Annotated in this window: 17 protein-coding genes; 8 read left to right on the top strand and 9 right to left on the bottom strand. The window is 56.2% G+C overall.

The features are described from left to right. Window positions 1-205: 205 nt before the first annotated feature. From yjfF to ACSEXS_RS03515, 4 genes are all read right to left on the bottom strand, one after another. The gene (gene yjfF / locus ACSEXS_RS03530; protein WP_438431802.1) at window positions 206-1174 is read right to left on the bottom strand and encodes a galactofuranose ABC transporter, permease protein YjfF; all 969 of its coding nucleotides are present in this window, start codon (window positions 1172-1174) and stop codon (window positions 206-208) included. Further along, window positions 1167-2207, bottom strand: a complete 1041-nt coding sequence (locus tag ACSEXS_RS03525; RefSeq protein ID WP_438431801.1) for an ABC transporter permease — start codon at window positions 2205-2207, stop codon at window positions 1167-1169. The genes yjfF and ACSEXS_RS03525 overlap by 8 nt, the downstream gene beginning before the upstream one ends. Continuing rightward, a complete protein-coding gene (locus ACSEXS_RS03520; RefSeq protein WP_438431800.1) occupies window positions 2207-3724 on the bottom strand; it encodes a sugar ABC transporter ATP-binding protein in 1518 nt (505 codons plus the stop codon). Before ACSEXS_RS03520 ends, ACSEXS_RS03525 begins: the two co-directional genes overlap by 1 nt. Before the next feature lie 86 nt (window positions 3725-3810). Next, a complete protein-coding gene (locus ACSEXS_RS03515; protein WP_438431799.1) occupies window positions 3811-4866 on the bottom strand; it encodes an ABC transporter substrate-binding protein in 1056 nt (351 codons plus the stop codon). 321 nt (window positions 4867-5187) lie between these two features. On the opposite strand from ACSEXS_RS03515, the gene ACSEXS_RS03510 reads away from it, so the two are divergent. From ACSEXS_RS03510 to ACSEXS_RS03495, 4 genes are all read left to right on the top strand, one after another. Next, entirely contained in the window at window positions 5188-6963 is a 1776-nt protein-coding gene (locus tag ACSEXS_RS03510; protein ID WP_438431798.1) for a sensor histidine kinase, read from the top strand. After that, on the top strand, window positions 6941-8536 hold the full coding sequence (locus ACSEXS_RS03505) for a response regulator transcription factor (RefSeq protein ID WP_438431797.1): 1596 nt from the start codon (window positions 6941-6943) through the stop codon (window positions 8534-8536). Before ACSEXS_RS03510 ends, ACSEXS_RS03505 begins: the two co-directional genes overlap by 23 nt. Window positions 8537-8691: 155 nt before the next feature. Beyond that, the gene (locus ACSEXS_RS03500) at window positions 8692-9549 is read left to right on the top strand and encodes a sugar ABC transporter substrate-binding protein (RefSeq protein WP_438431796.1); all 858 of its coding nucleotides are present in this window, start codon (window positions 8692-8694) and stop codon (window positions 9547-9549) included. Between the two features lie 264 nt (window positions 9550-9813). Then, window positions 9814-10542: a hypothetical protein gene (locus ACSEXS_RS03495; RefSeq protein ID WP_438431795.1), complete on the top strand. Its 729-nt coding sequence runs from the start codon at window positions 9814-9816 to the stop codon at window positions 10540-10542. Between the two features lie 92 nt (window positions 10543-10634). Here the strand turns inward: ACSEXS_RS03495 and ACSEXS_RS03490 are convergent, their stop codons facing one another. After that, on the bottom strand, window positions 10635-10862 hold the full coding sequence (locus ACSEXS_RS03490; RefSeq protein ID WP_438431794.1) for a helix-turn-helix domain-containing protein: 228 nt from the start codon (window positions 10860-10862) through the stop codon (window positions 10635-10637). A 106-nt stretch (window positions 10863-10968) separates the two neighbouring features. Between ACSEXS_RS03490 and ACSEXS_RS03485 the strand changes: the two genes are divergently transcribed. Continuing rightward, the gene (locus tag ACSEXS_RS03485; RefSeq protein ID WP_438431793.1) at window positions 10969-11205 is read left to right on the top strand and encodes a DUF6809 family protein; all 237 of its coding nucleotides are present in this window, start codon (window positions 10969-10971) and stop codon (window positions 11203-11205) included. Between the two features lie 118 nt (window positions 11206-11323). Here ACSEXS_RS03485 and ACSEXS_RS03480 read toward each other — a convergent pair whose 3' ends face one another. Then, window positions 11324-13219, bottom strand: coding sequence for a PrkA family serine protein kinase (locus ACSEXS_RS03480; RefSeq protein ID WP_438431792.1), 1896 nt, complete (start codon window positions 13217-13219; stop codon window positions 11324-11326). Window positions 13220-13536: 317 nt separating this feature from the next. Between ACSEXS_RS03480 and ACSEXS_RS03475 the strand changes: the two genes are divergently transcribed. Beyond that, complete coding sequence (locus ACSEXS_RS03475) at window positions 13537-14568, top strand: DUF2161 family putative PD-(D/E)XK-type phosphodiesterase (RefSeq protein ID WP_438431791.1); 1032 nt, start codon at window positions 13537-13539, stop codon at window positions 14566-14568. 22 nt (window positions 14569-14590) lie between these two features. On the opposite strand, the gene ACSEXS_RS03470 is transcribed toward ACSEXS_RS03475, so the two are convergent. Continuing rightward, window positions 14591-15253 carry a hypothetical protein gene (locus tag ACSEXS_RS03470; protein WP_438431790.1) on the bottom strand — a complete coding sequence of 221 codons (663 nt, stop codon included), beginning with the start codon at window positions 15251-15253 and terminating at the stop codon, window positions 14591-14593. Continuing rightward, window positions 15250-15990 carry a TetR/AcrR family transcriptional regulator gene (locus ACSEXS_RS03465; protein WP_438431789.1) on the bottom strand — a complete coding sequence of 247 codons (741 nt, stop codon included), beginning with the start codon at window positions 15988-15990 and terminating at the stop codon, window positions 15250-15252. Before ACSEXS_RS03465 ends, ACSEXS_RS03470 begins: the two co-directional genes overlap by 4 nt. A gap of 541 nt (window positions 15991-16531) precedes the next feature. Here ACSEXS_RS03465 and thrS point away from each other — a divergent pair. Further along, window positions 16532-18310, top strand: coding sequence for a threonine--tRNA ligase (thrS, locus tag ACSEXS_RS03460; RefSeq protein WP_438431788.1), 1779 nt, complete (start codon window positions 16532-16534; stop codon window positions 18308-18310). A gap of 168 nt (window positions 18311-18478) precedes the next feature. Next, complete coding sequence (locus ACSEXS_RS03455) at window positions 18479-18991, top strand: GNAT family N-acetyltransferase (RefSeq protein ID WP_438431787.1); 513 nt, start codon at window positions 18479-18481, stop codon at window positions 18989-18991. Window positions 18992-19238: 247 nt separating this feature from the next. Here the strand turns inward: ACSEXS_RS03455 and ACSEXS_RS03450 are convergent, their stop codons facing one another. Then, window positions 19239-20165: an NAD(P)/FAD-dependent oxidoreductase gene (locus tag ACSEXS_RS03450; protein ID WP_438431786.1), complete on the bottom strand. Its 927-nt coding sequence runs from the start codon at window positions 20163-20165 to the stop codon at window positions 19239-19241. Between the last annotated feature and the right edge of the window lie 65 nt (window positions 20166-20230).

The following is a 20230-nucleotide window of genomic DNA, read 5'->3' as shown; positions in this document are numbered from 1 at the left end:
TTCGTCCACCTTATCGGTATCCGCAACGCGGAAAAAGTTCATTACCAACTTTACCATATCGTGGATCGACACGATACTCAAAGTCAGGCCGTCGATCCGAACCTCGACGTTGCGGATATTCTGGCTCCGTGGCCGATGTTAGGTTGCGGCGGAAAGGCCTGCAGGGAAACCTTTGGGTTGTCCCGCCACAGACCTCCCGGCGACCTTAGGCTGCCTTCGTTTGCGCAGCTTTCGCGCTTAGCACGCGCTGCATGAGAATAAACACCAGAAGCAAAATGCCGATGACGATCCGCGTCCACCAGGAACTGAGCGTACCTTCAAAGCTGATAATGGTCTGGATAATCCCTTGAATCAGCACACCAAACACAGTCCCGGCAACAAAGCCGACACCGCCCGTAATCAGTGTTCCGCCGATCACGACGGCTGCAACCGCATCAAGCTCCATCCCCATGGCATGCAGGCTGTAGCCGGAGAGCATGTAGAAGGTAAAGACCACGCCGCCCAAGGCCGAGCAGAAACCGCTGAAAGCATAGACCCGCATTTTCGTGTGGGCAACGGGCAAGCCCATCAGGACGGCAGATTGTTCGCTGCCGCCAATCGCATAGGTATTACGGCCAAACCGGGAATAGTGGGCCAGAAACACTCCGACCAGGACCATGGCAACGGCGATCAGAACACTGATGGAGATAAAGTTTCCACCCGGCATACGGATTTTGGTAAGCGCCATCGTTTTGTAGAAGCTGTCGTCAATCGTAATGGTTTGGATGCTGATGACATAACAAAGGCCTCTCGCGAGGAACATCCCCGCCAGGGTGACGATAAACGGCTGGATCTCAAAGTAATGGATGACTGCCCCCATAATGAGCCCGAATAAGGTGCCGATGACAAGTACCAACGGAATGACGACGGCAGGCGGCCATCCGTGATTTTGGACAAGCGAAGCCGAGATCATGGTCGTCAACGCCACCATCGAACCGACGGATAAATCGATCCCGCCTGTTAGGATGACGAAAGTCATCCCGACCGCAACGATAAGGAGGAACGCATTATCAATCAATAAGTTGTAAAACACCTGGGCGGATAAAAATCCCGCATACCGGCAGGAACCCGCGATGATCATCAGCACGAACAGGCCGATCGTGACCAGTAGCGGTATAAAGCGGCGCTTAAACACTGCGGGCCACCTCGCTTTCGTTTGGTTTCGCCGTCGCTTTTCTCGACCGAAACACTTTTTTTCGGAACTTCTCGGACTGTATCAAGCAAACCGCGAAAACGACGACCGCCTTCACTACCAGAATGGTGTCGGAAGGAATGCCCGTCATATAAATCGTCGTGGTCAGCGTCTGGATAACCATGGCACCGATCAACGAGCCCGACAGATAGAAGCGACCGCCGTTCATGGAGGTTCCGCCGATGACAACCGCGAGAATGGCGTCCAGCTCATACCACAGGCCCGCATTATTGCCGTCGGCGCTTGACACGTTCGAGCTGATGATCAGGCCCGCAATACCCGCGCACAAAGAGCCGAACAGATAGACCGCAAGCAGAATCGTTCGCGACCGGATGCCCATGAGCCGGCTGGCGGTCGGGTTGGAGCCCACTGATTCGATGAACAAGCCGAGCGCGGTTTTGCGCGTCAGGAACAACGCGGCGATAAATAGAACCGCCACAATGAAGACGGAAAAGGGCAGCATGAACAGCCAACCGGCGCCGATGAACTCATACTTGTGGCTCGATACCGTGATAATCTGACCGCCCGTTATCAGTTGAGCGACGCCCCGGCCGGCAACCATGAGAATCAGGGTAGCCACGATCGGCTGAATGCCGAACACGGACACGAGGGTACCGTTCCAAAGACCCGCAAACAGCGAAAGCGCAAGCGCCGCACCGACCGACAGCAGCACGATGGAGAGCGTATTCTGATCCCCCGCTTTGCTTATCAGTAAGCAGGAAATGGCACCCGATAGGGCGATGACGGAGCCGACCGAAAGGTCAATGCCCTTCGTCGCGATGATCAGCGTCATCCCGATGGCGACAAGCGCAAGCGGCGCCCCGAAGTTGATGATGTCAATGAGACTGCCGTATAGATGTCCATTCTTCACTTGAATCGAAAAAAACCAGGGCTTGTAGATAAGGTTAAACAACAGCAGCCCGGCAAGAATGACGAACGGCCAAAACAGATGATGCTTGGCAACACGGGTCCACATTAGGCCTGACCTCCTGCAATGGCTTGCATGACGGTCTGCTGATTCATGCCTTCGCCTGAGATTTCCTGAACCAATCGATGGTCGCGCAGCACCGCGACGCGGTCGCTAACGCGAAGGACTTCTTCGATTTCGGACGAGATAAACAATACGGACATCCCTTTCTTTGCAAGGGACAGAACAAGCTTCTGGATTTCCGCCTTTGCCCCGACATCGATTCCCCGTGTCGGCTCATCGAGAATGAGGAACTCCGGCTGCATGAGCAGCCATCTGGCCAAGATGACTTTTTGCTGATTTCCTCCGCTCAGGTTTTTGATCAGCGCTTCCGGATTTTTGGGGGTGATGTTCAAGGCCAAGACATACTCATCCGCAATCTCATCCTGCCGTTTTTTCGACAAAGCGCGAAACCAGCCCCGGCGGGCCTGCAGCGCCAGGATCATATTCTCCCTGACCGTGAGATCGGCAATAATCCCTTCCGTCTTCCGGTTTTCCGAACAAAACGCGACGCCTTGGCCGATCGCGTGACGGGGGGAATCCAGCTTCGTTCTCTTTCCATTTATCGCAAGGGTTCCGCTGTCCGACCGGTCTGCGCCGAACAACAGGCGTGCCGCTTCTGTACGTCCAGAGCCTAGCAGTCCGACAAGTCCCACGATTTCTCCCCGTTTGATTGCAAAATCATAGGGCTCAATCGCGCCTTCGCGGCCAAGCCGATCCGCTTTCAAAAAGAGTCCGTTTAAAGCCGCCTGCTTTCCCTCGGCCCCATTCGGGAGTTCGGCCAACAGTTCGAGGTCTTTCCCGATCATCTTGAGCACGAGTTCGATTCGGGGAAGCTCGGCCGTGAAATACTCGCCGACGAGCTCTCCGTTTCGGAGGATCGTAATCCGGTCCGAAATTTCATAAACCTGATCCAGAAAATGAGTGACGAAGAGGATCGCCAGCCCCTGGGCTTTCAACTTACGCATGACGGCAAATAATTCGCGAACCTCTTTCTGGTCCAGGCTGGACGTCGGCTCATCCAGGATGAGCACCTTGGCCGATATGTTCAGCGCGCGCGCAATCGCGACGAGTTGCTGAACGGCCACCGAGTAGGAGTCAAGGGGCCGGGTTACGTCAATATTCAGGTTCATCCGTTCTTGCAGGAGCTTATGCGCCCTTGCGTTCATTTCCTTCCAGTTCACGCATCCCATCCTGCGCGGCTCCCGGCCGATGTATATATTTTCTGCGACCGACAGGTTGGGACATAAGTTCACTTCCTGATAGACGGTGCTGATTCCCTCCGCTTGTGCCATTAGCGGATTCGCGACCGATACGGGCCGGTCTTCGATCGTGACGTTCCCTTCATCTGCCGTGTATACACCGGTAAGCACCTTGATCAGCGTTGATTTGCCTGCCCCGTTCTCTCCCATCAGGGCGTGCACTTCACCCGGGAACAGCCGGAAGTTCACATTATTCAACGCATGGACGCCGGTAAACCGTTTGTGGATCCCCGTCATCTGCAGGATCGGCTGCTTTACAGTCATGGCTGCACATCTCCTTTTGAAAGGAAAAGCCACCCCGCTCCAGCTTCTCGGGTGGAGTGGCCCTCATGATTAGCTCCAGTCCGCTATTAATATTTGCGGTCCGGCAGTGCGGCCTTCGCTTCGTCGGAAGTAAACGCGCTCTCTTCGGTAACAATTCGCTGCGGGATTTCTTTGTTCGCCAGCACGTCATTGACGGCTTGCATCAACTGCGGACCAAGGAGCGGGTTGCATTCCACGATGTAGTTGATTTTGCCTTCCGAAGCGGCCGTCATGCCGTCTTTTACGCCGTCTACGGAAATGATTTTGATATCCTTGCCCGCAACCAGACCAGCCGCTTCCATGGCTTGAATAGCACCGAGTGCCATTTCGTCGTTGTGCGCATACAGGACGTCGATCTTTTTGTTCGCCTGAAGGAACGATTGCATGACTTCTTTGCCTTTGGCACGCGTAAATTCAGCCGTTTGGGAGGCGATGATTTTCAGGTTCGGATTGCTCTTGATCATCTCTTCAAACCCTTCCTTGCGGTCGATCGCCGGAGCGGAGCCCGTCGTGCCCTGCAGCTCGACGATATTGACCTGCTCCTTGGCATCCTTGTATTGATCGGCCAGCCATTTGCCGGCTTTGCGTCCTTCTTCTACGAAGTCCGAACCGATGAACGTCTTATAGAGCGACGTGTCTTTCGAATCGACGGCGCGGTCCGTCAGGATAACCGGAATTCCCGCATCCTTAGCTTCCTGCAGCACTGTGTCCCAGCCGGATTCCACGACCGGCGAGAAAGCGATAACGCTGACCTTCTGCTGGATGAAAGAGCGAATAGCTTTGATCTGGTTTTCCTGCTTCTGCTGCGCGTCGGAGAATTTCAGATCAAAACCGGCATCTTTTGCGGACTGTTTAATCGATTCCGTGTTTGCCGTACGCCAGCCGCTTTCTGCCCCAACCTGCGAAAAGCCAAGCACGACTTTCTTATTCGAAGCCCCGCCCGATTTATCCGTCCCTGCGGTTGTCGCCTGCGTGTTCGGGCTGTTGGACGCTTCGCCGCTTCCCCCATTGTTCGAACTCGCGGCTTTGTTGCCGCACGCCGCGAGCATTAAGATAACCATCGCAATCGTGAAAACCATGCCTACACTCTTGAACTTCTTCACTTTCATCCCTCCCCTAACTATCACCATTTTTTGGTGTAAGCCAATTCTAAAGCGCTTTTATTTCAAATCATACGGACGATCTTGTCTATAACCTTGGATATTTTATGGTTTTGCAAGCGAGACTCCTTTTTCTTTGATTGTTTATGAAGATTCACGATTTTATTATTTTTGTGTGCGCTTCCAACCAGAGATGGTGTATCATGAATGTACTTGATTTTGTTTAAATTGCTATAATTTGTGTTCCGCTTAGAAAGGTACGTGCTCCCTATGAGAAGACTTTATAGGCTGGCGGCGTCCAGTTTAAGGGCTAAGATGCTCATCATGTTTGCTATTCTTACGTCGGTACCTCTCATTACCGTCGGATTGATTTCCTATCAGAAATCCTACAGTACCATTTCCGAGCACAGCAAAGCTTCGGCCATATTGGTGGTGGATCAACTCGCCCGGGATATCGATAACCGCATCCAAGATACCAGCCGGCTCCTCGAACTGAATCAGAACCCGTCCGTCCTGCAGTTTCTGTCCAAGCCGACGCAATCCTTCCCGGATGCGAAACAAATTCTGCAGACCATTGGACTATACCGGGAAATTTATAAGTACGACCATGTATGGAATATCTTGATGGTCAACCTTTACGGACGGGGGATCAGTGAACGCAAGGGGGTATTTTCCCTTAACCAAAACCCGCTCAATAACCCCCATTTTCAGAAGCTCATGCAAAATCCGGATCAACTGCTGGTCGTGCCTCCTCGTGATACGTTGGAGATGGATCGGCTGGACGGCTTCACCTACGAGCAAGGCAGCATCGTCTCGATCATGGCCGCCATCAAAAGGCCGATCACGCATGAGGTGATCGGGTTTATGGTCATCGATCTGAACGACGATTTTATCAGCCAGTCCACGACCGCCTTCAAGCTCGGAAAATCCGGCTATTTCTATGTAGCTGATACCGGCGGCCAGCCCATTGTCGGACCTGCGTCAGGGGCGTACGCCGCAACCGTTTTACCCGAAGAGATGGACTCGCGCCTGGCTCTGGATCACGATCATTTCATTCAGACGCAGGCCGGTAAACCGCTGTTTATCATATTCACGACCTCCAAGATGACCGGCTGGAAAATCATCGGTGCGGCACCGCTTCAGGAGATTGTCAGTGAAGTCCAAAAAATCCGGTGGCTGATCATCTTGACGGTCGGGCTGAGTATCGCCTTTATCGTGGCGTTGTACTTTTTCATCACCATACGGCTCACCCGTCCGCTGAAAATTTTGAAGAACAAAATGAGGCAAGCCGCTGGAGGGAATCTCGCTACGAAGTTCCGCCCGCACGGCACAGATGAAGTGGCGGATTTAGGCCGAAGCTTCAATACCATGATTGAACAAATCAAACGGTTAATTGACAAGACCGTTGAAGAGGAGAAGCAGATTCAAAAAGCGGAGCTAAAAATCCTCCAGGCCCAGATCAATCCCCATTTTCTCTATAACACGCTGGACTCCATCATCTGGATGGCGGAGGCAGGAAAAAACGCGGAGGTGATCGACCTCGTTGCTGCGATCTCCCGCTTTTTCCGGATCAGCCTCAGCAAAGGCCATGACTGGATCTCCATTCGGGACGAGCTGGAGCATATTCGAAGCTACTTGACGATTCAGCAGGTGCGCTACCGCGACATTTTGGACTTTACCATTGAAGAAGACCCTTCCATCCTTCCCTACACCATTCTGAAGATGACGCTGCAACCGATCGTCGAGAACGCCTTATATCACGGTATTAAAAACAAGCGAGGGAAAGGGATGATCCGGATTACCGCCAGGAGCGGGCCCGGCAAGACAGTGGTCATCCGGGTCGAAGACAATGGAATCGGCATGAAGGTTGAGACGCTGAAGAAATTGCGAAACGCGCTCGATCAGACGCAGGCTCCCCAGGAGCCGGGCAATACCAAATCCGGATACGGTTTACTTAACGTCCAGCAGCGCATCAGCCTCTTTTACGGTCAGGACTATAAAATACGCATAGACAGCAAGGCAGGAGAAGGCACAACCGTCTGTGTGGAAATTCCGGCACTTTTCAGGGGGAACAGCTATGAAGAAAGTCTTTCTGGTTGATGACGAGATCGTGATCCGGGAAAATATCCGAAACTGCATTAACTGGGAACGGGAAGGCCTGGTCTTTTGCGGGGATGCGCCCGACGGTGAAATGGCGCTGCCGTTAATCGAGGCGAACCAGCCCGATATCCTTATCACGGATATCAAGATGCCGTTTATGGACGGACTGGAGCTGAGCAACATTGTCCGGAAACGGCTGCCGGAGACCCGAATTATCCTTCTCAGCGGCCACGACGAATTCGAATATGCCCGGCAAGCCCTGAAGCTCGGTGTCGAGGAATACTGCCTGAAGCCGATTGGTTCTGCCGACCTCACTCAGCTTCTTCACCGCGTGTGCCATAAAATCGATGAGGATTGGAACAACAAAAAAGAGATCGAGGAACTGAAAAAAAACCTTCACCTCAAACAGGAGCGGTTGGCGGAGAAGTTAATCGGCGATATCTGTAACGGCCTCATTTCGTCCGCTGAAGCGATTGAACAGGCGAATTCATTCGGCATCAACCTTATGGCACGCTATTATTCAGTCGTCCTCACCGATATCCGGCTGATGGCAAGTCAGGAAACAGCGGGCAGCGACCTTGTTTACCAGATCGAGACGGCGATCCGCTGCAAGTGGATGGGGACGTTAAAGCTGTTGACCTACCGCAGAAGCCGCTGTGAGTTGGCTTGGATTCTGATGGACGACTCGGAAGAGGATTTAACCCGATCGGTTCGGCAATTTGAAATCCAAGGCAAGGACATGATTGAGGCCCAGATGCGGTGTATCCTCTATATGGGAATAGGAAGCATTCAGGCCCGCATGCAAGGCATCTACAACTCTTTTCTGGCTGCCGAGGAGGATAAGCATTGGCGCAAGCTGTCCAGTCAAAACTTAAAGGCATGGCACGATGCTGCCGGCCAAACTTACGATGATTTCATCTATCTGGACCGCCATGCGTTTATCGAATTTCTTAAGCTCGGAACCAGGCAGCAAGCAGAATCGTTCCTTGCCTCCTACACGTCGAAGTGGGTGTCCAATGGGTGGAAGCCCGGTTTGTTCACGCAGTACGTCTTGTATGACCTCACGCTGGAAGTGTTTCGTTCAGGCAAAGCGTTATACCGGATTATCGAAGACGAAGACGACCGCCTGCAGGAGCTCAAAAAGAAAATTCCGGGGATCCAATCGCTTGATGACTTTCAAACCTATTTAATGATGCTATGTGAGCACTTCTGGAGCTGGCGTCTGCGCTCCGCGAGCAAATACGGCGAACTGATCAAGCAAGTGAAATCCTTTGTGAACGCGAATTATCACAAAAACACCTTATCTTTGCAGGACGCTGCGGACCATGTTAATGTCAGCGCCAGCCATTTGAGCAAACTGTTCAGCCAGGAAACGGGTCAAACCTTCATTGAATTTCTCATGTTAACCCGGATCGGCAAGGCTTTGGAGCTTCTGCAATCCAGTAACGCAAAATCCTATGAAATTGCCTATCAGGTCGGATACAGCGACCCGAACTATTTCTCGCATCTGTTCAAGCGGGTTACGGGGAAAACGATCCGAGAGTTTCGAAAAACCCTATTGCCGGATGGTTAATCCCGGAATTCGGAGGATGACTTATGCGCGCTTCAAAGCGGTTATTCCGTGCATTCCTGCTTCCCGTCTTATTGGTACTTCTCTTGGCTTCCTGCAACCGGGAGGTTAGGGACGCCACTCCCGCGGCTAGCCCGTCTTCCAACGATCCGGCCCCAGTGGAATCGAAAGCGCCGGAGCCAGCGGATGGATTCACCTACGGCATCATCTATCCCATGGCGCATGAATTCTATCAAGTGATCACGGAAGGCGCCGAGACGGCGGCCGCGCGCGACGGAAGTCGGGTTATCGCGCGGGCACCCGACGATCCCAGCGTAGAGCAACAAATCCGGATCACGGAGCAGATGATTAAAGAAAAGGTCGACGGAATCGCCATCTCTCCGATTGACTCGGACGCCTTGATACCGGTCATTAAGAAAGCCGTCCAAGCCGGCATTCCGGTCATTTGTTTTGAATCGGATGCGCCGGACAGCGGCCGAACAGCGTATATCGGCATCGATAACCGGCAAGCCGGGGCGAAGCTGGGCGAGAGCGTCAACGCGCTGTTGAGAGGCAAAGGCATGATCCTGGTCCAAGCGGGCTTCGACCGGATGCTCGGGTCCAAGCTGCGCGTGGAAGGCTTGTTGGACTATATCCGGACGAGGACGGAAATTCAGGTTCTGGATGTACGCTATAATCGGGGAGACGAAGCCCAGGCTTATCGGGACCTCGAACAGATGATCGATGAGCATCCCCACTTTGACGCGTTCGTTGCTTTGGATTTTATATCGGGAACGGCTGCCATTCTCACCTGGAAGGCCAGCGGTCTCGATCGCTATCTATTAATTTTCAGCCAGAACAAAGAAATTCAAAATGGATCTCTCAATGGACAAGTAACGTCTGTCGTGTCCCAACATGAGAGCCATTGGGGAGAGATGCTCGTCGATTATCTTCGTCAAGCGCGGCTGGGTCACCCCATCCCATCTAACATTAATTCGGGGCTGCTCGTTCATTCTCAGCCGGTTAACAAACCTTAAACCGCTCTAACCCAACTTTCGCCGCATGAAGCAGCGGATTCGCTCGCTATTTGGACGAGTACGGAGATTGATATTCCCTTATTCTTAGGATTGGCTTTGCATCGAGAAATAGCTAGGAATCTTTATTGAGCAATCACATCTGGAGCCCGCTCTCGCTCTTCATAATTTGTTGTTTATTTAACCTGGTATTAATCGGGTTTTTTGTTTCCAAATTAACAAAATTTATCCTATCATGATGATATAGAAATAAACCAGGAGGTCATTATGGTAGGTATAGGGATTGTGAGTTTACTGCTTGTTGCCTTCGGATTCATCGCAGTCAAGCTTCCACGAGAAACAGAGCATTACCGGGCGTTGAAAATCGTTCTCTATCTCGCGTCGGGCCTGCTCGGTTTAAGAATCGAGGGTCTATTTCTGCCCCTTGGACTTCTCATCGCAGGGCTGATCTATCTTCGCGGAAAAGAGGCCAAGCCGAATCGGTTACTCAAACGGACCGCACTTAGCTTTGCCTGTGTTTTATATGTCGTGAACTCCTTTCTCTTCCCTTTGCTGTGGACTCCGGTCGGTTCCATCTTGGACACTTGGGATCGAAACCAGATGGCGTCGAAGCTGCAGGGCGTACAAGCTATGTTTGTCTATGCCGAGGATTCCTCCATTCAATCCCAACTCAGCGGCATTCTTGATGCCAATTCGTCGTTTCCCATAACATCGGAGCTCATTCGCGGTCTTTACTGGGTCTGTCTCACCAAAGGGATTCCGGTCACCGATGCCCAATCGATACAGGAAAAGTTCCAAGACCCGAAAAAGAGCGGCTTGAACGCCTCCTGGAGCAGACGAAAAAAAGGCGACTGGGTCAATATCCAAACCGCCTCCGGGGAGCAGTATTTGGTTGTTTTCAAGCAACAATCCGCCCATTCTTCCTACGTGTCCTATGTGATCGAGTATCGAACCGCCGCCGAGGTTTCATTTTGGTCGATGTTGCCTCTTCCCTAATCAAGTTCGACTCGTGCATGGCTCCTGCGGTCTGGCCGCAGAAATTGGCCGCTTGATCGGCCATTCTCCCTGCTGCTCAAGATCGGCGTCTTCTATTCCCGCCGCCTCTTGTCATACGGCTTAGGGTTCTCGGTCTGTCCGAGAAGATAGTCAATACTGACCTTATAGAATTTCGACAACTGAATTAATACGCCGGTCGGAATGTCCAAATCTCCGGTTTCATAACGGGAATAAGTGGCTTGTGTGAGGTGCAGCATGGTTGCAAGTTCTTGTTGAGTTAAATCTTTGTCTTCTCGCAGATCGCGAATCTTCTTGTACATTATCCATCACCCAAAGCAATCTTAATTAATACGATTTTCGTATATTGACTTTTATGCGATTTTCGCATAAATTTGCATCAAGGCTTTTAGGAAAGGATAGGTATCCATGCGGAGTCTTGCGGAGGAACTGTATCACGGTAATTTACAGCCTGATGAAAAAATAATGTCCAGCAATCCTAAGTATCACCAAGTGAGGCAAAAGGCATCCAAAGCAATGGAGGTCTGGAAGGAACGGCATTCAGCCAATGAAATTGTCGATCTTGAGAACCTGCTCGAGTTATGCTCGCAAACACATGGAATGGAGCTGGCCTCGACCTTCACCTATGGTTTCCGCCATACATAAAAGGAACCTTCCCCAGCAGCCGCCGCTGTCCGGAAAGGTTCCTCCCCATCCCTACCCTTGACTCCCACTCCAAAAGCGATTCTTCCAGGATTTCTCCTGACTCCGTCTCGCCGCCTACCTACCGGTTCAACAGACTCCCCACATACCGCAGCAGCTCGTTCGCGCAGGTCGGGCAGTAGCCGTGGCCGTCGATCAGCCGGGCGGACACTTCGTTGATCCGCTTGAGCTGGCGTTCGTCCGGCGTCTTGGTCGAGGTGGTGATCTTCACCACGTCCTTGAGGTCGGCGAACAGCTTCTTCTCGACTGCCTCGCGCAGCCGTTCGTGCGAGCTGTAATCGAATTTTCTGCCCTTGCGGGAATAGGACGACATCCGGATCAGAATTTCCTCGCGGAACGCCTTCTTCGCGTTCTCCGAGACGCCGATCTGCTCCTCGATCGAGCGCATCAGCCGCTCGTCGGGATCGACGGATTCGCCGGTCAGCGGGTCCTTGATCTTGCCCCAGTTGCAGAATGCTTCGATGTTGTCGAGGTAGTTCTCGAACAGCGTCTTGGCTGACTCCTCGAAGGAGTAGACGAACGCCTTCTGCACTTCCTTCTTCGCCAGATCGTCGTATTCCTTGCGGGCGACCGAAATGAAATTCAGGAACCGCTCGCGTTCGTCCTTGGTGATCGAGGCGTGCTGGTCGAGGCCGTCCTTCATCGCCCGGAGCACGTCGAGTGCGCCTACGCAGGTCACGTCCGGCTTAATCAGCGCGCTGGAGATGCGGTTGATGACGTAGCGCGGATCAATTCCGGCCATGCCCTCGTCGAGGAACTCGTTCTGCATCTCCTTGAGGTCCGCTTCCTTGTAGCCCTCGATGGTCTCGCCGTCGTACATGCGCATTTTCTTCACCAGGTCCATGCCCTGCTTCTTGGACTCCTTAAGGCGGGTGAGGATCGAGAAAATAGCCGCCGTCCGCAGCGCATGGGGTGCGATGTGGATATGGTTCATCTCGCTCTGGTGGATCAGCTTGGCGTAAATCTTTTCTTCCTCCGAGACCTTGAGGTTATACGGAACCGGAATGACGATCATCCGGGATTGGAGCGCTTCGTTCTTCTTGTTGGCGATGAAGGCGCGGTACTCCGACTCGTTGGTATGGGCCACGATCAGCTCGTCGGCGGAGATGAGCGCGAAGCGGCCGGCCTTGAAGTTGCCTTCCTGGGTCAGCGACAGCAGATTCCAGAGGAACTTTTCATCGCATTTCAACATTTCCTGAAACTCCATCATGCCGCGGTTGGCCTTGTTCAGCTCGCCGTCGAACCGGTAGGCGCGCGGGTCCGATTCCGAGCCGTAGTCGGTGATCGTGCTGAAGTCGATGCTCCCCGTCAGGTCGGCGATATCCTGCGATTTGGGATCGGAGGGGCTGAAGGTGCCGATGCCGATGCGGGCCGTCTCGGAGATTAGGACGCGCTCCACGGGGACGCTCTCGATTTTGCCGGAAAAATCGGTTTTCAATCGCAATTGGCAGTAGGGGCAAAGCGTGCCTTCGATGCGCACGCCCAGCTCCCGCTCGATATCGGGGCGAAGGTCCAGCGGGATCAGGTGCAGCGGGTCTTCATGCATCGGGCAGCCCTGGATGGCGTACACCGCCCCTTCCTCCGTCCGCGAAAAGCGCTCCAGCCCCCGCTTCAGCATCGTCACCAGCGTCGATTTGCCGCCGCTGACCGGCCCCATGAGCAGCAGAATCCGCTTCCGCACATCCAGTCGGCGCGCCGCCGAGTGAAAGTACTCCTCGACCAGCCGCTCCAACGAGCGGTCCAGCCCGAAGATTTCATTCTCGAAGAATTTATATTTGGTTTGGCCGTTCACGGTCTCTGTGCCTTCCGCCGCAATCATCCGGTATACGCGGGCATGGGCGGTCATCGCCAGGCCCGGCTGGCTTTTCACCTTTTCGATATAGTCCGCAAACGTTCCAACCCATGTCAGCTTCTCATTCTCTTCCCGGTGCCGGGCGATTCGTTCAAAGATGTCCATGGCAGCCTCCTTTCCCCACGCGATTAAATTGACGTATTAATGTGTATGCGCCAAGGGGGGTGAAGTTGCCCGAAAATTCAGAGCGGGAGCGGCCCAAACTCGGGAAAAAGGGGCGAATCTAGCTCTCTTTTCGAGATTCCGAGGTATGCTTCGAGAGACTCCCGCATATCCTGATAACAAGCGAACGGCAAGCTTCCGCAGACTCCTGCCGGAGCGCTTGGGAGTCCGAAACCGCAGTCAACCGCCCCTTCTCTCTCATGCTATAATAGGGGTAAGAGACTGTACCGTCCGAGGTACATGCAAGGAGCTTACGAGACGTGCCGATCCAAAGCGAGACGGAGCTGTATGCTCCGGTGAAGGGGTTTTTCGAACGGTTGGGCTATACCGTCAAGGCCGAGGTGCTGAACTGCGATCTGGTCGCCATGAAGCCGGACGAGGAGCCGGTGCTGGTGGAGCTGAAAAAGAGCTTCAACCTGCCGCTGGTCATCCAAGGCATGGAGCGCCAGCGCCGCTCCGGCCGCGTGTACCTCGCCGTCGAGCAGAACCGCAACGGCAAGGCGCCGTACGGACTGCGTTGGTGCGAGCTGATTCGGCTGTGCCGGAAGCTGGAGCTCGGACTGTTGGTCGTCCGCTTCTACAAGACCAAAGCGCCGGCCGTGGAGGTGCTTTGCGACCCGGAGCCGGCGGCGCCGAGACCGACAGGCGGAAAGAAGCGCCCGTCGGTGAAGACCGTGCGCCTCGTCCGCGAATTTCAGGAGCGCAGCGGCGATTACAATGTCGGCGGCAGCAGCAAGGTGAAGCTGGTCACCGCCTACCGGGAAAAGGCGCTCCTCTGCGCGCAATCCTTAAGCGATCTTGGGGGCGAGGGCTTGAGCCGCGAGGTGAGGGCGAGGACCGGCTACGCGAACGCGGCGACGTTGATGCGGACGAACCACTATCGCTGGTTTCAGCACACGGACAAAGGCCGGTATGCCCTGACTCCGCTTGGGGCGGAGGCACTCCTGCAATACCGCCACGTCCTGGAGGGACGGACCGCCTTGGAGCCGCCTAAGCCTGCCTCCGTCAGCGGGGAAGAGAGGGAGAAGTCCGCTCGCGCGAAGAAGACCGCAAGTCCGAAGGCAAACGACGCGAGTGAAGGTGCAAGCGACGCCATGGATGCCGCAAGCCCGACGACAAGCGGCACGAAGAGGACTGCCAACCGGAAGGCAAACAGCACGAAGGAAGCCGCAAGACCGGCGACAGGCAGCGGGACGCGAACCGGAACGAAGAATGCCCCGCGAACATTGAAGAAGGATAAGAGTCCGAAGTCGCGGGACGCAGACACTATAAAGCTTGGCGTGAACGAATAGGAGCCGGAACCGGCTCCTTTTACTATTGGGCAGACGTGTCAGACACAGCGGCCTTAACGCGGAAATGCAAGTACGAGAGGACGAGAATCGGTGCAAAATAGAGGCACCAGCCCATAAGCGCAAGCGTTCCGCCTAATTCCGCCGCCCTTTCGTCCGGCCGGAACAGCCCGAGCGCCGGAGCGGCAACGCAGAAGGGGAAGAAGGCCCCGTGAAGCAGCAGCAAAAAGCGCAGGGCGCGGTCTCTGCGCGTGTTCGCCGTCAGGGCGAGACCGATCAGGAAGGTGGAGAGGGCCATCAGACCGTAACCGAGGAGGTCGAAGCCGAAGGTCCAGCTCCCCGGCTCGAAGGTCAGCAGCTTGAGCACCGCGCCATCCGCACCGCCTTGGGCAACCGTGGTGAGCTGGGTGTAATACACCAGGTTGGTGAACACCGAGTAAACGACGGCGATGGCGATTCCGGCGGTGGCCGCCGCTTTGCGCTCATCCGGCGCGTAATGGGCATATACGCAGGCCAGACCGACATAGAACCAGCTTAAGAACAGGCATACGACGAAACTCAGCGTCGGCCAAGCGAACAGCAAGCCAACCAAAAACAACCCTGTGCAAGCGAGCGCCCCGAGCGAGCAGGCCATTCCAAGCGAGTGGTTCAAGGGCCGCTTCGCGGGCCGGTTTAGCGAACGGTTCATCCTCGTTCCTCCCCCGCAAACAATTGATCCGTCAACCAGTCGATATAACGGTCGCGCTCTTCCTTGATCCGCACATCCCAGCCGAACGTCTCGCCGCTGATGTCCCGGCGGAGGAACGCCGCCTGCAGCATGGCGGTCAGTGCAAAGAGCCGCGCTTGCAGCAGCGAGGCCTGCGGTGTCCCATCGGCTCCGGCAGTTTCTGCGAGTTCTGCGGTTTTTACGGCTCCTGCGGCTCCGGCAGTTTCTGCGGTTCCTGCCGTTTCTGCGGTTTCCGCGGTTTCTGCGGTTTTTGCGGCTTTGCGCACCGGCCCCGTCTCAGCGCCATCCGCCATACGTCCCCCGTTATATGCCATAGCGAAGCCGCGCATAGTCTTGGCCGTGTTGTCCTCCGGGGCGGGGGCAGCCAAGTCGCCGAGGATGGAGATCCGCGAGATCGACGGATGGTCCATCAGAAAATCGGCCACCTCCTTGGCCACCGATTTCAACGCGTTGGTTCCGGTTAGCCTGCCTGCCTCGCTTGGACGAAACCGGGCGATGACGCCCCCGATCATCCGCTGCACGCACAGCTCCAGCAGCCGCTCCTTGGTCTGAAAATGGTAATGGATCAATCCGACGCCGATCCCCGTCTTGTCGGCGATCATCCGCGTTGTGATCTCTTCCGCCCGGCCGTTTCCCTGTTCGATCAGCTCCATGGTCGCCCGGATGATTCGCTCCTTCATCTCCTCCGACTTTTTCAAGCCCGCCGCCTCCTTGGACATCCGTTCACCGTAATGTTGATCATTGATTTGAACATTGATCAGTTTTAGTGTATTCCTCTCCTCCCCCGCTGTAAAGTCCCTTTCCTCTCGGAACTTGCCTCCATCCGCTTTCCGGGGAAAATCCGGCCGCCAAGCGCCTAGGCAAAAACGCTTGTTGACTTTTCCCATCGCCCGGTCCTATAATAAGCGTCAATATCACAAGCGGCCATGACCAAAGACATGACCTTGCCAGCTAGCTGTCAGAGAGAGGTGTGCGTGGTGAAAGCACCTTCAGCGAATGGGCTCGGTTACCCCTTTGCAGCCGCTGCGCGGAACCCCGCTCCCCCTCCTTCGGAGGAAACTCACGGACGTATGCGCAGCCGACTCATCCCCGTTACCGGATCACAATGAGGATCTCCTTATTTCGCGAAGCGCGGAGCATGGGGATCGAATCAGGGTGGAACCACGAGCCGAACGCACTCGTCCCTTGGACGGTGTGTTTTTTTGCGTTCGTCATTACTCGAAGGAGGAGGAGTTCCACATGGCAGGACAAAACGAAGTTCATTCCAAGCAAGCGCACGAATCGGACGCATCGCCGGTTCAACCGATCGAGGTCAGCCGCCATACCGCGGCTCATGTGCTGGCCCAAGCCGTCAAACGGCACTTCGGAGACAAAGCGGTCAAGCTGGGAATCGGCCCGGCGGTGGCGGACGGCTTCTATTACGATCTGGAGCTGCCGCGCCCGCTTACGCCGGACGATCTGGCCGAGTTGGAGGCCGGCATGCGGCGGATTGTGGAGGAGAATCTGCCAATCCGCCGGAAAGAGCTGGACCGCAAAGAAGCGGAGCGGCTGTTTACGGACCGGGAGGAGCCATACAAGCTGGAGCTGCTCGCCGGACTCGCCGACGAAGAAGCGCTGACGGTCTATGAGCAGGGCGAATTCGCCGACCTGTGCCGCGGGCCGCATCTGGCCTCGACGGGCGAGCTGCCGGATTCGTTCCGGTTGACAGGCGTCGCCGGCGCTTATTGGCGCGGGGATTCGGCCCGGCCGATGCTGCAGCGGATCTACGGCGTGCTGTTTGCCGGCTCCGAGGAGCTGGAAGCTTTCCTCGTGCGGCAGGAGGAGGCCAAGGAGCGGGATCACCGGAAGCTGGGCCGGGAGCTCGGGCTGTTCATGTTCTCGGAGGAGGCTCCGGGCATGCCGTTCTATCTACCCAAGGGAGCGGCTATGCGCGCTCAGCTGGAAGACCTCTCGCGTGAGCTTCAACGGGAGCGCGGCTACGAGGAAGTGCGGACGCCGTTCCTGATGAATCAGCGCCTGTGGGAGCAATCCGGCCACTGGGACCATTACCGCGACAACATGTATTTTGCCGAGGTCGATGACGCCCGGTTCGCCCTTAAACCGATGAACTGCCCCGGCCATATGCTGATCTACAAGAACGAGCTGCATTCCTACCGCGACCTGCCCTTGCGCCTCTTCGAGTTCGGCCAGGTGCACCGCCACGAGCTCTCCGGCGCCCTGAACGGGATGATGCGGGTGCGCACGTTCTGCCAGGACGACGCGCATCTCTTCGTTCGCCCCGACCAGATCGAAGCCGAGATCGGCGGCATTCTCGACCTGATCGACCGCATCTACCGCGTCTTCGGCTTCTCGTATACGATGGAGCTCTCGACGCGCCCCGAGGATTCCATGGGGTCCGCCGAGCTTTGGGAGCAGGCGGAGGCGGCGCTCGCCGGAGTCCTGGACCGAAGGGGCAGCGAGTACCGGATCAATCCCGGGGACGGCGCGTTCTACGGGCCGAAGATCGATTTCCATATCCGCGACGCCATCGGGCGGAGCTGGCAGTGCGCAACGGTCCAATTGGACTTCCAGATGCCGGAGAAGTTCGATCTGCATTACATCGGCGAAGACGGCGGCAAGCACCGCCCGGTCCTCATCCACCGCGCCGTCTACGGCTCCATCGACCGGTTCATCGGCATCCTCGTCGAGCATTACGCCGGGCAGTTCCCGCTCTGGCTCGCGCCGGTGCAGGCGAAGCTGCTTCCGGTCGCCCCGTCGCACCTGCCCTATGCCCGACAGGTGAAAGAGCGTCTCGCCGCCTCCGGCATCCGCTGCGAAATCGACGCCCGCGACGAGAAGCTCGGGCAGCGCATTCGCCAGGCCAGCGCGGAAAAGGTGCCCTATCTCCTGATCCTCGGCGATCAAGAGCAAGCGGACGGTTCGGTTTCCCTCCGCAAGCGCGGCGAAGGCGACAAGGGAGCTTGCGGCCTTGAAGCCCTCATCGCCGACTGGTCGCGGGAGATCGCCGAGCGGGGATGACGCTCCTTAGACAGGTCCTCCTTCTCGACCGCTTTACTTTGACCTCGCGTCACCCTCTATACTGGGTTGGCAACCGTTCCGCACGAACGGCCCCCTTAACGAGGAATCGGTGACCGCATTGCAGCGGTGAAGATTCGGTTTCGGGAGATACCCGAAGGAGGCAGACGCATGAGCCGATACAAGACGTTAGAATTCATCCCTCTCGCCGAAAGCGATGTAGAGGAGCTCACGCCGATGATGGCGAGGGCTTTCGACGAAGATGCGAGGAGGCATTTGGGCGAGGAGCATGGAGGCCCCCCGGGGTACGACAACGGGGATTTCTTGCGAAGGTGGTACTTGCATGTCGAGGTTGACAGCTATAAAATCCTTCGCGACGGGATCGTCATCGGCGCCGTGAACGCAGTCCCGAACCCGGACGGAGTCTACTACCTCGGCAATGTCTTCATTGAACCGGCGCTTCAGGATCAGGGTATCGGGACCCTCGTCTGGGAGTTTCTCCTGCAGCGCTATCCCGAGGCGCAGATCTGGAGAACGGACACACCGGGATTCTCCAAGCGGAACCACCATTTCTACGTCAACAAGTGCGGATTCCACATCGTGCAGATTCATCACCCGGGAGACCGGCTGGAGGAGAGCTACATCCTGGAAAAGCGTATGACCGTTTCCACGGAAGCAAGCTGAACGAAACCGCTGGTTCCCGCCAGTGCGCATCGCCAACGCGAATCGGCAAGCGCGCTTCCGTCTGCGATTCTGCCAGGGGAACGGCATGCTCGCTCCCCGCTGTAAAGATTCCGTACGCCACGCCATTCACACGAAAGCCGCCAGCCCCGTTCAGCGGAGCAGATCCCGAGAGGATTGCTCCGAACGGCGGCTTGGCGGCTTTCCTTGTATGGGGGACAAGCGGTAAAAGTGCGAGAACCGTGCCTGCTTACATGCCGTATTCCTCGCCCATCAGCACCTTGTGAATCCAGATGGCCGCCTGAACTCCCTCGCCCATGGCGATGGCGGCCTGCTCGGAATGGACGCCGACGTCGCCGATGCACCACAGTCCCGGCACGTTGGTCATCTTGGACCGGGCATGGGTCAGCACATGGCCGTTCTCCAGCCGCTCGGCTCCGAGCTGAGCCGCGAGCTCCGAGTGGACCTCGTTGCCTCCGAACGCCACGAACGCCCGCTCGGCTTCGATCCGGCTGCCGCCCGCCAGGCGAACCGCGGCGATCGCCCCTTCCTGGCGGAGCTCCACTTCCGCAACCGGCTCCTCCGCATAAGCGATGCCCTGGTCCGTCAGCCGACGCTTGAGCGGATCGGATACGGGCTTGCCCTCATGGTTAAGGTAGTGCAGCGAGCTCGGTCTGCGCTTCGCCAGGAGCAGGGCCATCGACGCGCCGGGATTTCCCGACCCGAGCACGACCGTACGGCGCCCGATAATCTCGAAGCCGTCGCAGTCGGGACAGACGTACGCCGTCTTGCCGAAGCACTCCCGGAAGCCCGGCCATTCCGGGAACCGGTCCGTTACCCCGGTGGCCAGCACCAAGGTCCGGCTCCGGTAGGTTTCTCCGCTCTGGCCGGTAACGGCGAAGCCGCCGCTCTGCGTTCGTTCCGCCCGGATCACCCGGTCTTCGACGAACTCTGCGCCGTATTGCTCCGCCTGCCTTCGGCCGATCCGTCTCAATTCGGCGCCCGATATCCCGTCGGGCCAGCCCAGCAGGTTGTGGTACCCGCGGCAGAGCGCCGAACGGCCGTCACCGGAATCGATCACCAGAATCCGGTGCGCCTGATACCGGCCGAGCTGAATCGCCGCTTGCAGCCCGGCAATTCCTCCACCGACCATGATGCAGTCTCGCGTATCGTTCATCTCTTTAGCCCGCTTCCGTTTTTGAAGGTACTATACCCGTTAACCGGCCGGATGACGCTTATCCG

The sequence above is a fragment of the Gorillibacterium terrae genome (assembly GCF_051594785.1).
Taxonomy (GTDB): Bacteria; Bacillota; Bacilli; order Paenibacillales; family NBRC-103111; genus Gorillibacterium.
This window is presented reverse-complemented; position numbering and strand designations above follow the sequence as displayed.